The 12,081-nt window shown below is 66.8% G+C and carries 12 protein-coding genes; 2 read left to right on the forward strand and 10 right to left on the reverse strand.

Features of this window, described 5'->3' with window-relative positions; all coding sequences use genetic code 11:
- The first annotated feature begins 71 nt into the window (after window positions 1-71).
- Together GGR73_RS10880 and cydB are read left to right on the forward strand one after the other, a co-directional pair.
- Window positions 72-1,469 carry a cytochrome ubiquinol oxidase subunit I gene (locus tag GGR73_RS10880; protein WP_024938732.1) on the forward strand — a complete coding sequence of 466 codons (1,398 nt, stop codon included), beginning with the start codon at window positions 72-74 and terminating at the stop codon, window positions 1,467-1,469.
- Window positions 1,469-2,485, forward strand: coding sequence for a cytochrome d ubiquinol oxidase subunit II (cydB, locus tag GGR73_RS10885; RefSeq protein ID WP_184456881.1), 1,017 nt, complete (start codon window positions 1,469-1,471; stop codon window positions 2,483-2,485). Before GGR73_RS10880 ends, cydB begins: the two co-directional genes overlap by 1 nt.
- 37 nt (window positions 2,486-2,522) lie before the next feature.
- On the opposite strand, the gene GGR73_RS10890 is transcribed toward cydB, so the two are convergent.
- From GGR73_RS10890 to GGR73_RS10935, 10 genes are all read right to left on the reverse strand, one after another.
- The gene (locus tag GGR73_RS10890; RefSeq protein WP_184456883.1) at window positions 2,523-3,362 is read right to left on the reverse strand and encodes a carboxylesterase family protein; all 840 of its coding nucleotides are present in this window, start codon (window positions 3,360-3,362) and stop codon (window positions 2,523-2,525) included.
- Between the two features lie 107 nt (window positions 3,363-3,469).
- Window positions 3,470-4,831 (reverse strand): magnesium transporter, encoded by a 1,362-nt coding sequence (mgtE, locus tag GGR73_RS10895; protein WP_024938734.1) that lies wholly within the window; start codon window positions 4,829-4,831, stop codon window positions 3,470-3,472.
- Window positions 4,832-4,974: 143 nt separating this feature from the next.
- Entirely contained in the window at window positions 4,975-6,705 is a 1,731-nt protein-coding gene (ptsP, locus tag GGR73_RS10900) for a phosphoenolpyruvate--protein phosphotransferase (protein WP_024938735.1), read from the reverse strand.
- A gap of 58 nt (window positions 6,706-6,763) precedes the next feature.
- Entirely contained in the window at window positions 6,764-7,033 is a 270-nt protein-coding gene (locus GGR73_RS10905; RefSeq protein WP_016904613.1) for an HPr family phosphocarrier protein, read from the reverse strand.
- Window positions 7,026-7,418: a PTS sugar transporter subunit IIA gene (locus GGR73_RS10910; RefSeq protein WP_016904612.1), complete on the reverse strand. Its 393-nt coding sequence runs from the start codon at window positions 7,416-7,418 to the stop codon at window positions 7,026-7,028. Before GGR73_RS10910 ends, GGR73_RS10905 begins: the two co-directional genes overlap by 8 nt.
- A 520-nt stretch (window positions 7,419-7,938) precedes the next feature.
- A complete protein-coding gene (gene rapZ / locus GGR73_RS10915) occupies window positions 7,939-8,811 on the reverse strand; it encodes an RNase adapter RapZ (protein ID WP_166767267.1) in 873 nt (290 codons plus the stop codon).
- Window positions 8,808-9,758, reverse strand: a complete 951-nt coding sequence (gene hprK / locus GGR73_RS10920) for an HPr(Ser) kinase/phosphatase (protein WP_016904610.1) — start codon at window positions 9,756-9,758, stop codon at window positions 8,808-8,810. The genes rapZ and hprK overlap by 4 nt, the downstream gene beginning before the upstream one ends.
- The gene (locus GGR73_RS10925) at window positions 9,755-10,213 is read right to left on the reverse strand and encodes a PTS sugar transporter subunit IIA (RefSeq protein ID WP_026064839.1); all 459 of its coding nucleotides are present in this window, start codon (window positions 10,211-10,213) and stop codon (window positions 9,755-9,757) included. Before GGR73_RS10925 ends, hprK begins: the two co-directional genes overlap by 4 nt.
- A 21-nt stretch (window positions 10,214-10,234) precedes the next feature.
- Entirely contained in the window at window positions 10,235-10,552 is a 318-nt protein-coding gene (hpf, locus tag GGR73_RS10930) for a ribosome hibernation-promoting factor, HPF/YfiA family (RefSeq protein WP_016904608.1), read from the reverse strand.
- Window positions 10,553-10,639: 87 nt separating this feature from the next.
- Window positions 10,640-12,079, reverse strand: a complete 1,440-nt coding sequence (locus GGR73_RS10935; RefSeq protein WP_039519777.1) for an RNA polymerase factor sigma-54 — start codon at window positions 12,077-12,079, stop codon at window positions 10,640-10,642.
- Window positions 12,080-12,081: the final 2 nt, after the last annotated feature.

The following is a 12,081-nucleotide window of genomic DNA, read 5'->3' on the forward strand; positions in this document are numbered from 1 at the left end:
CACTGGTGTTCGGCAATCGACCTGCAGCCTGTGCGCTGATGCTGCCCCATCTTTTTCCTGGAGGATTCTCCATGGATGCCTTGCTGTTATCGCGGATCCAGTTCGGATTCGTCATCGCATTCCACGTGCTGTTTCCCGCGTTCACCATCGGGCTGTCCAGCCTGCTGGCATTTCTCGAGTGGCGCTGGCTGCGCACCCGGTTGCCGGTGTGGCGCGAGCTGTATTTCTTCTGGCAGAAGATCTTCGCGGTGTCGTTCGGCATGGGCGTGGTCAGCGGCATCGTGATGGCCTTCCAGTTCGGGGCCAACTGGCCGGAGCTGAGCCGGATCGCCGGCAGCGTGATCGGCCCGTTGTTGAGCTACGAAGTGCTGACCGCGTTCTTCCTCGAAGCCAGCTTCCTGGGCGTGATGATGTTCGGCTGGGGGCGCATCTCCGAGCGCCTGCATTTCCTGGCGACCTGCATGGTGGCGCTGGGCACGCTGTTTTCCACGTTCTGGATCCTGTCGTCCAACAGCTGGCTGCAGACCCCGGCCGGCTATGAGGTGGTCAACGGCATCGTGCATCCGGTGGCGTGGCTGAAGATCATCTTCAACCCCTCGTTCCCGTACCGGCTTGCGCATATGGCGCTGGGCTCGTTCATCACCACCTGCTTCGTGGTCGGTGCGGTGGGGGCGTGGTATCTGCATCGCGGCGTGCATCGCGAGGCCGGGCTGCGCATGCTCAAGCTGGCGGTGGCCTTCGCGGCGATCACCGTGCCGCTGCAGATCTTCGTTGGCGACATGCATGGCTTGAACACGCTCAAGCACCAGCCGATGAAGATCGCGGCGATGGAAGCGCACTGGCATGACGAAGGCCAGGGCAAGGGGTTTCCGCTGGTGCTGTTCGCCCTGCCCAATGCGCAGGCCGAGCGCAACGATTACGAGGTGGCGATCCCGCGCCTGGGCAGCCTGATCCTGACCCACAGTGCGGAAGGCAGCATTGCGCCGCTGACCTCGGTGCCGGCGGCCGATCGCCCGCCGGTGCTGCCGGTGTTCTTCGCCTTCCGCATCATGGTCGGGCTGGGCTCGTTGATGCTGCTGGTGGCCTGGGTCTCGGCGTTCGCCTGGTGGCGCGGCAAGTTGCTGCAGTGGCGCTGGCTGCTGGCGACCTGGCGCTGGATGTTGCCGAGCGGCTTCATCGCGCTGGTGTCGGGCTGGTTCGTCACCGAGATGGGGCGGCAGCCGTATGTGGTCTATGGCCTGTTGCGCACTGCCGATGCCGTGGGCCCGCAATCGACGCTGATGACCGCAATCTCGCTGGCGGTGTACGTGGTCGGCTATGCGTTCGTGTTCGGCTGGGGCATCTGGTACCTGGTCAAGATCGGCAAGATCGGCCCGACCCCACATGACGCGCCGCAGCTGGACCACGGCGAACACACCCCGGCGCGGCCGCTGTCGGCGGCCGACGAACCGATCGACGGAGCCGCATGATGGACATGACCAGCGTATTGCCGGTGGCGTGGTTCGCGGTGATCGGCTTCGGGGTGCTGATGTACGTGGTGCTGGACGGCTTCGTGCTCGGCATCGGCATCCTGGCGCCGTTCCGCAAGGACGAAGCGCAGCTGGATCTGATGATGAATACCGCCGCGCCGATCTGGGACGGCAACGAGACCTGGCTGGTGTTGGGCGGGGCAGGGCTGCTGGCGGCGTTTCCCAAGGCGTATGCGGTGATCCTGTCGGCGTTGTATCTGCCGGTGCTGTTGATGGTGATGGCGCTGGTGTTCCGCGGCGTGGCGTTCGAGTTCCGCTTCAAGGCGCACCGCTCGCGGCGGCTGTGGAGCAATGCCTTCGCTGCCGGCTCGATCCTGGCCACGTTTGCGCAGGGCGTGATCCTGGGCGCGCTGGTGCAGGGCCTGCCGATCGAAGACGACCGCTATGTCGGCGGCATCTGGGGTTGGTTCAGTCCGTTCGCGATGCTGACTGGCGCGGCGCTGGTGTTCGGCTACGCGCTGCTCGGCAGCACTTGGCTGATCCTCAAGACCGAAGGTCATGTGCAGCAGCTCGCGCGGCAGTTGAGCCGGCCGCTGACCATCAGCGTGCTGATCTTCATCGGCCTGGTCAGTGCGTGGTTGCCGTCGCTGCAATCGCATGTGATGGACCGCTGGTTCAGCGGTGCGCATTACCTGTGGCTGATGCCGGTGCCGGTGCTGGTCGCCATCGTCGGCTTCGCGCTCTGGCGTTGCACCGAAGCGGGGCGGCCGGATACGCCGCCGTTCCTGCTGGCGATGGGCCTGTTCGTGCTCGGTTTCCTCGGCCTGGTGCTGGGCATGTGGCCGTATCTGGTGCCGCCGGTCTACACCATCTGGCAGGCCGCCGCGCCGCCGTCGTCGCAGCTGTTCGCACTGATCGGTTTGGTGGTGCTGCTGCCGCTGATCCTGGGCTATACGGTGTGGTCGTACCGCGTGTTCCGCGGCAAGATCACCGCCGATACCGGCTATCACCACTGAGCGGGCGCAGACCGCATCGGCGCGATGCGCCGCCCGCTCAGCGCAGGCGTTGCTTGAACATCCACTCCCACATCGCCGGGTCTGCGTAGGTCGCGTCCCAGGCGTTGTGGTTGCCGTCCGGATATTCGCTGTAGCGCACGTTGGCGCCGATGCCCTTGGCGGCGCGGTACAGCGCACGGTCGTCGTGCGGTGGCACCGAGTCGTCCTTGGCGCCATGGAACATCCAGATCGGCACGTGTTTGAGCTGGGTGACCGCAGCGGTGTACGGGTCGGCTTCCTTGGCCACCAGGCTGACGTAGAGCGTGCGACGCTCATCGCGTGGCGCCTTGAGCGCACCGCAGATCGGCACGATCGCGGCAAAGCGCTGCGGCTGCATCAGGCCGATTTCCCAGGCGCCATAGCCGCCCATCGAGATGCCGGTGAGATAGGTGCGCTGCGGGTCGGCACCGAATTCGGCGCTGGCCGCATCCAGCGCCGCGATCGCCATGCGTGCATTGATGCCCAGCCACTCCTCGTCGTCGGGCACCTGCGGCAGCACCACCAGCGCCGGGAACTCGGCGGTGTGTTCGCTCAGGTAAGGCCCGACGCCCACTTCGGCCTGATCGCGCCCGTTGTCGCCGCGTTCGCCCGAGCCATGCAGGAACAGCACGATGGGGCGCGGTTGCGGCGCCTTGGAGGTCGGCACAAACACCTGATAGCGGTAGAGCCGTCCTTCCAGCTGCAGCGTGCGGGTGACGAAATGGCCGCGGCGCCCGTCGTGGTGGCGCTCAGCCATGCTGGAACAGCCGGCCAGCAGCAGCGCAAGAATCGCAAGAACAAGACAACGACGGATCACGCACACCCCCAGACCGATGACATACCCGCAGTATCGCCGCATGCAGCTGTGCTGGCATGTCGCGCTGCGGCGATTTCTGTCGAATATTCATCTGATTGTCGCTGCGGTGTGCTCGGTGCAACGTTGATCGTCATGGCCCGACACGGCGACTACGGCAGCAGGATCAGCGTCGCCAGGCCGAGGAAGCTCAGGAACCCCATCACGTCGGTCAGCGTGGTCAGGATCACGCCGCCGGCCAATGCCGGATCGAAGCCCAGGCGTTTCAGCGTCACCGGGACCAGCACCCCGCCGAATGCGGCGGTGAGCATGTTCAAGGTCAGCGCGGTGCCGATCACCAGCGACAGCATCGGCTGCTGGAACCAGGCCAGCACGATCAGGCCCAGGCCCACGCCCAGCACCAGGCCGTTGATCAGCGCGACGGTGAGCTCCTTCTTGAGCAGGGTCATCACGTTGGAAGAGCCGATCTGGCCCAGCGCCAGGCCGCGCACCATCAGGGCCAGCACCTGGGTGCCGGCGTTGCCGCCCATGCCGGCCACGATCGGCATCAACGCCGCCAGCGCCACCAGCTTCTCGATCGTGCCTTCGAAGCGGCTGACCACACTGGACGCAATGAACGCGGTGCACAGGTTGATGCCCAGCCAGATCAGGCGGCGGCGGAAGGCGCGCCGCGCCGGGCTGAACATGTCCTCGTCCTCGTCCAGACCGGCCGCGCTCATGGCCTGGTGTTCGGCCTGTTCGCGGATGATGTCGACCACGTCGTCGATGGTGATGCGGCCGAGCAGGATGTTGTTGTCGTCCACCACCGGCGCGGAGATCCAGTCGTGGTCCGAGAAGCGCCGTGCGACCTCGTCGGAGCCATCGCCGACATCGATCGCCGGTTGTTCGTCGTCGATCAGGCGATTGACCGGCGTGCTGTCCTCATGAGTGACCAGCGCGGCCAGCGACACGCGGCCCAGGTACTGATGGCGCCGGCTCACCACATACAGGTGATCGGTGTGGTCGGGCAGCTCGCCGCGCAGGCGCAGATAGCGCAGCACCACATCGACATTGACGTCGGCGCGCACCGTCACCACGTCCGGATTCATCAGGCGGCCGGCAGTGTCCTCCGGGTACGACAGCACCTGTTCGAGCCGCTCGCGGTTCTCGCGGTCCATCGACTTGAGCACTTCGTCGATGACGGTGTCGGGCAGGTCTTCGACCAGATTGGCCAGATCGTCGATGTCGAGGTCTTCGACCGCGGCGACGATCTCGTCGGTGTCCATGTCGGCCAGCAGGCTTTCGCGCACTTCATCGCCGACATGCAGCAGCACTTCGCCGTCGTCTTCCGGGTCGACCAGCCCCCACACCACTTCGCGCTTGCCGGGCGGCAGCGACTCCAGCAGGTTGCCGATCTCCGCCGGCGCCAGCGTATTGACCAGCCGGCGTACCGGGCCCAGGCGTCCGCTATCGAGCGCATCGGACAGCAATCGCAGCTGGCGCGCGGTCTTGTCGTGGCGGACGGCTTCGGCCATGCGCGGCTCCCTGGAAGAGTGGACACGTCCCGATGGAAGACGCGCTGCTGAGTCAGCACGGCATTATCGCTTGCGCACGGTGACGAAACATACAGTGTCGCTCGCAACGCGTTAGAACATCGCCTGCGCGACGACGCGATCGCTCAGCGCGCCAGGCCCTGCGCGACGGTAGTCAGCCACTTCTCGATGCCCTTGCGGTCGCGCGCGCGCAGCAGCTTGTCGCCCTGCACGCGCAACTCGCCGAGGTGGATGTCGCGCACCGCACGGCGCACTTCCAGCAGCGTGGCCGGATGCAGGCTGAACTCGGTGAGCCCCAGCGCCAGCAACATCGGCACGAAGCGCGGGTCGCCCGCGATCTCGCCGCACACCGCCACCGGCTTGGCGTACGCGCGCCCGGTGGCGATCACCTGCGCGATCAGGCGCAGCACCGCAGGATGCAACGGCGAATACAGCTCGCCCAATGCCTCGTTGTTGCGATCCACCGCGAGCAGGTACTGCACCAGATCGTTGGTACCGATCGACAGGAAATCGATGTCGTCGATAAAGCAGTCCAGCGCCAGGGCCGCAGCCGGCACTTCGATCATCGCGCCCAGCGGGATGTGCTCGGCGATCTCGTGGCCTTGTTCGCGCAATTGCGCGGCCAGCTTCTTGATCTGCCGGCGCAGCAGCTGGACTTCCTCGCGGCCGCTGACCATCGGCACCAGGATGCGCACCGGCCCGTAGCCAGAGGCGCGCAGGATCGCGCGCAACTGCGCCTGCGCCACCGCAGGGCGGGCCAGCGACAACCGCACCCCGCGCAAGCCCAGCGCCGGGTTGTCCTCATCGCTCAAGGTCAGGCCGGTGCGGTCGGCCTTGTCGGCGCCCAGATCCAGGGTGCGGATGGTGACCGGTCGCCCGCTCATGCCCAGCACGGTGTCGCGATAGGTGTGGAACTGTTCTTCTTCGTCCGGCAACTCGCTGCGCTGCAGGAACAGGAATTCGGTGCGATACAGGCCAAGGCCGCTGGCGCCGAGCGCGTGCGCCCTGGCCACGTCCTCCAGCGATTCGGCATTGGCCAGCAGCGTGATATCGACGTTGTCGCGTGTGCGCGTGGGTTTGGAGCGCAGCCGTCCGAGTTCGCGCTGTTCCTTGGCCAGCGCGCGCAGGCGCTCGCGGTAGTCGCGCAGATGCTCGGGCTTGGGATCGACGATCACCTGGCCGGAGCCGGCATCGACGATCAACACGTCGCCATCGTCGATCCGCTGGACCGCATCGCTCACCCCCACCACCAGCGGCAGGTGCAGGCTACGCGCCAGGATCGCGCTGTGCGACAGCGCGCTGCCGGCGGTGGTGACGATGCCGACCACCCCTTGCGCCTGCAGCTGCGCCAGCTCCGACGGCGCCACGTTGTCGCAGACCAGGATCTCGCCGGCCACGCCCTTGAGGTCGGGCGCGCGCTTGTGCAAGAACGCATGGATGCGGCCGATGACGTGATCCAGGTCGTCCATGCGGCTCTTGAGGTAGGCGTCCTCCATGCCGTCGAACACCGCCGCCAACCGGTCGCGCTGCACGCGCAAGGCGTAGTCGGCGCTGTAGCGGTGGGTGCGGATCAACTCGTCCAGGCCTTGCAGCAGCTCCGGGTCGTCGAGCAGCAGCGCATGCAGTTCGAGGAACTCGCCGACCTCGCGCGCAAGCGCGCCATGCAGGCGGTCGCGCAGCTGCTGCATCTCGGTGCGTGCTGCCTCGATCGCCACGTGCAGACGCTGCAGCTGGGTTTCCACCTGGCTGGCGGGCACGCGTTGCTCGGCCACTTCCAGCGTGTGGCTCTGGCGCACGCGCGCGCGTCCGAGTGCGTTGCCGCGCGAGGCGGCATGTCCACGCAAACGCAGGCTCATGTGCGGCCCTGGCGCGGACGCGCCCTGTCGGTCAGCCCCGCACCGACGCGGCGCATGCTCAGCTGTCCTCGTCGAAACGACGCTCGAACAGGTCCACCAGCGCCTGCAGCGCTTGCGCTTCGTCCTCGCCATCCAGCCGCACCACCACGCTGGTGCCCTGGCCGGCGGCCAGCAGCATCACGCCCATGATGCTCTTGGCATTCACCTCGCGGCCCTTGGCCGCCAGGGTGGCGTTGCTGCGATAGGACGACAGCGTCTGCACCAGCTTGGCGGTTGCCCGCGCATGCAGTCCGAGTCGGTTGGAAACTATGAGTTCGCGTTCAAGCATCGTCGATGATCGCTCCGTTGCGGGTGCCTGCCGCCGCGGTGGCGGGCAGCTCCTGCAATCCTTGTTCGGGGTAGTTCATCACCCGCAGCAGCATCGGCAGGCTGAGCGCGGACACCCGGCGAACCGGCGTGCCGAGCTTTGCCAACCGGCTGGCGAGATTGCTGGGGCTGGCGCCGTACAGGTCGGTCATGACCAGCACGCCGTCGCCGCTGTCGACCCGTCGCATCGCCGACGAGGCCTGGGGCAGCAAGGCGTCCAGGTCTGCATCGAGCGGCACATCGAACGCTTCGGTCTTCAGCGGCAACTGCCGCAACAGCCCCGTCGCCACGTTCAACAACGCCGCGCCGATGCCGGGATGAGTAATGAGGAGAATGCCACAGGCCATGCCGAAACGTTAACAGGTCGGCATGACCGCGCGATAGCGTTTGCCGACACCGATGTGTTGCGAAATGAATAGCCGTTTAGGACCGCTGCAGCGTGTCGCGTGCAGCGCATGCAGCAAGCGCGCCGCTGCCCGCATGGCGATGATCGCGACGTCCGCAGTCTGCCAATGCGAACCGCATCACAAGCGAACGCTGCAGCGCGCGCTTGCCAGGCAGTCCCCGATCAGAACGCGCAGACGAATGCACCGATCAAAAGTTTCCCGCAGACCCAATGCCTGCGCCAGTCCGAACAATCTGCGCCCGCAGCAAAACTAAGGAAGCAGCAGTGACAAAGGCGGCCTGCAGCTCCAAATGAGCCACCAAGATCAAAGCCTCGACAGCAAGCGCGGGGCAGGGACCCGATGCCGAGGCCAACCCGCAAGGCCAAGCTTCAAAGCACAGCTGTCATCGACCGTTCGCACATTCCAAACCGCATGACACCGCTTTGACGATTCCCGAATCCCGAATCCCGATTCCCCGCCCTCAATCCTGCTCACGATGAAACGTCGCCACCTCCGGCCAGCCCTGCTCGCGCGCATGCCGCGCCATGCGTTCGGCCAGATACACCGAGCGGTGCTTGCCGCCGGTGCAGCCGAAGGCGATGGTCACGTAGCTGCGGGTGTCGTTGCGCAGCCGTGGCAGCCAGGTATCGAGTAGGTCCACGATCTGCGCGCTGTAGCGCACCACGTCCGGTTCCTTGTCCAGATACTCGCGCACGCCGGCATCGCGGCCGGTCAGCGGGCGCAGTTCCGGGTCCCAATGCGGATTGGGCAGGACGCGCGCATCGAACACGAAGTCGGCCTCGGCCGGCACGCCGCGTTTGTAGGCGAACGATTCGAACAGCAGCGACAGCCGGTCGCTGCTGCCGAGCGCGAATTCGGTGACCACGCGGCGACGCAGCTGGTGCACGTTGAGCGCGCTGGTGTCGATGATGGCATCGGCCTGCGTGCGCAGCGGTTCGGTCAACTGCCGCTCGCGGGTGATCGCTTCCGGCAAGGCCAGGCCGAGATGGCTGAGCGGGTGGCGGCGGCGGGTATCGGCGTAGCGCTTGATCAGCGCCTCGTCGCCGGCCTCGAAAAACAGCAGCCGCGCCTCGATGCCATATTCCTGCGCGGCCTGGCGCCATTGCGCCAGCTGGGTCAGGTCGCTGCGGCTGCGCACATCGATGCCCACCGCCAGGCGCTGGTCGCCGAGCGGGTTGCCGCGCAGGCGGCTGCGCACGAAATCCGGCAGCAGCTCCACCGGCAGGTTGTCCGAACAGTAGTAGTCCAGATCCTCGAAGGTCTTCAACGCTACCGATTTGCCCGAGCCGGACAGCCCGCTCACGATCATCAACGTGGAGGGCGCAATACTCATGGCGTGCGTCGCTCCAGCAGGTTGCTGTGGCGGGCGATGAACATCGCCGCCGGGTCGATGCCCTTGGTGCGCAGGATATGCAGGCGCGTGGCGGCTTCGGTCAGCACCGCCAGGTTGCGGCCGGGCATCACCGGCAGGGTGATCAGCGGCACGTCCAGATCCAGCACGTGCCGGCTGCCGGAATCGCCGGTCAGGCGTTCATAGCCGGACGGGGTGGGCTCGGTCATCGGGCGGGTCAGGTGCACGATCAGGCGCAGGTACTTGTTCTTCTTCACCGCGGTGTCGCCGAACATGTCGCGCACGTTCAACACGCCCAGGCCGCGCACTTCCAGCAGGTCCTGCAGCAGTTCCGGGCAGGTGCCGTCGAGTACGTCGGGGGCGATCTGGGTGAACTCGGGCGCGTCGTCGGCCACCAGCCGGTGACCGCGGCTGAGTAGTTCCAGCGCCAGCTCGCTCTTGCCCGAACCGGCCTCGCCGGTGATCAGCACGCCGATCGAATAGATCTCCATGAACACGCCATGCAGCGTGACCCGCGGCGCCAGCGTGCGCGCCAGGTGGTAGGAGAGGTGATTGAGCAACTCGTGGCCGCGCTTGGGCGAGATCCACAGCGGCGTGTTGGATTCGTCGGCGGCCGCGCGCAGGTCTTCCGGGCAGGACTGGTTCTTGCTGATCGCCAGCGCCAGCGGCTGCACCTGGATGATCTTCTCGATGGTTTCCCAGCGTTGCCGCGCATCCAGCGAATCCAGCCAGGCCAGCTCTTCGGTGCCCAGGATCTGCACCTTGTTGGGATAGATCACGTTGAGATAGCCGGCCAGCGACGGGCGGCGTGCGTTGTTGCTGCCGGCCTCGATCTCGCGGTGCTCGCCTTTTTGCCCGGCCACCCAGCGCAGCGCCAGCTTGTCGCGTTGCTGGTCGAACAGTTCGCGTGCGGTGATGCTGGTATTCATGCGGCGCTGGCCTGTGCTGGCGGTGCGTCAGTGAGCAGCGCCATCAAGGCGTCGGCATTGGGGGCGGCGCGCAACTGCTGACGGAAGTCCGCATCGGAGAACCGCTCGGCCAGTTCCGACAGCAGCATCAGATGCTGGTGGGTGTAGTGCGCAGGCACCGCCATCGCAAAGATCAGGTCCACCGGCTCGTCGCCGCCGAAGGCCACCGGGGTGTCCAGTCGCAGCAAGGCGCCACGCGGTTCGGTGAGATTGGGGCAGCGCCCGTGCGGGATGGCGATGCCGTGGCCGATGGCGGTACTGCCCAGGGCCTCGCGCTCGCATAGGTTGGCGTAGAGCTCGTCGGCACCGGCCTGGCGGCAGGACAGCAGGTCGGCGGCGGCATGCAGGACGGTGTCGCGATCGGCGGCCGGCGACACCACGGTGCGCACGGCCGCCATCAGATCGGTTAAAGGCATGAGGGCATCAAGCGGGAAGCGTCATGCGGGATTGTCGCGCACCTCGCGTGCATGGTGGTTACATTTCTTTTCCTTGTGCTTGAGCACCAGGCGGTCGAGCTTGTCGACCAGCAGGTCGATGGCCGCATACATGCTGGAGCCGCTGGCATCCGCGTGCAGGGTGCGACCGGGGAGGTTGACGGTGGCGACCACGTGATGGTCTGGCTTGCGAACGGCCAGCTGGGTTCGGACTTCACAGTGCTGGTCGAAATGGCGCTGCAGTCGCTGCAGCTTGCTTGCCACGTACTCCCGCAGCGCGGGGGTCACTTCAAGCTGGTGGCCATACGTCTCGATACGCATCGGATACCTCCATTGGTCGGTGGGCCAATGAACCTTTCCGGTGATCCGACTCACCCGGCGCAGGCCGGCGTTGCGGTGGGTGCAACGTCAGGCGATACGCACGCGTTCGTGGGAGGCGGAAATGTTCATGGCCTCACGATACTTCGCAACGGTGCGCCGCGCCACTGGTACGCCGGAGGTTTTCAGCAGATCGGCCAACTTGGCGTCGGACAGCGGTTTGCGCGGGTTTTCCGCCTCGATCAGGCGCCGGATCATGGCCTGGATGGCGGTGCTGGAGGCCTCGCCGCCGCTATCGGTGTCGATGCCGGAGGCAAAGAACGAGCGCAACGCGATGGTGCCGCGCGGGGTGCGCACGTATTTGCGCGCGATCGCGCGGGAAATGGTGGATTCGTGCAGGCCGAGCTCGCCGGCGATCTCGCGCAGGGTCAGCGGGCGCAAGGCCTGCGCGCCGAATTCCAGGAACCCGGCCTGGTGCTGCAGCAGGCAGCGCACCACCCGCAGCAGGGTCTCGCCGCGCGCCTCCAGGCTCTTGAGCAGCCAGCGCGCCTCCTGCAGCTGGCCGCGCAGGTAGCCGGCGTCGGACTCGCCGCAACTGCGGATCAGGTTCTCGTAGCCGCGGTGGATGGTGACCTTGGGCTGGGCGCGGCCGGCCAGCGAGGCCCGCCACACGCCGCGCTGGCGCCAGATCACGCAGTCCGGCACCACGTAGGTGTCCTGCGACAGGTCGCCGATCTGCTTGCCCGGGCGCGGGTCCAGCGAGCGCACCAGCTGGACCGCCTGCTCGACATCGGCAGTGGAGCGCTTGAGTTCGTGCGCCAGGCCGGCCACGCCGCTGCGCGGCAGGCGCTCCAGCGGGCCGGCGACGATCTGCAGCGCCAGCTCGCGCCCCGGAGTGGCCGGGTCGAGCACCGCCAGCTGCAGTGCCAGGCATTCGCCCAGAGTGCGCGCACCCACGCCGACCGGGTCGAAGCGCTGGATCTGGTGCAGCACGGTGAGCACTTCGGCCTCGTCCACCGCCGCACCGAGCGCCAGCGTTTCCAGAATCGCCGACAGTGGCTCGCGCAGGTAGCCGTCCTCGTCCAGCGCATCGATCAGCAGCGCGCCGATCTGGCGGTCGCGCGGCGACAGCGGGGACAGGTGCAGCTGCCACAGCAGGTGGTCGGCCAGGGTTTCTGATTCGGCCACGCGCTCGGCCGCATCGCCGGACTCGTCGTCGTCGAAGCTGCCGCCGCTGCCCGACCCGGTCCACTGCAGTTCGTCCTGTGACCAGTCGTCATCGCGCTCGGCCGGTGCCGGTTCCTCACGCGGGGTGTCGTCGGTGGAGGCGGCCGACGACGCGTCCACCGGCAGCTCGTTGGCCGCATGCGCGGCCTCGTCGGCCCATTCCAGCAGCGGATTGGTCTCCACCGCTTCGGCGATTTCCAGTTCCAGCTCGGTGGTGGACATCTGCAATAGCTTGATCGCCTGACGCAACTGCGGCGTCATGACCAACTGCTGTCCTAGCGATGTCTGGAGCCGGGCTTTCATGC

It is taken from the genome of Xanthomonas sp. F14 (assembly GCF_014199865.1).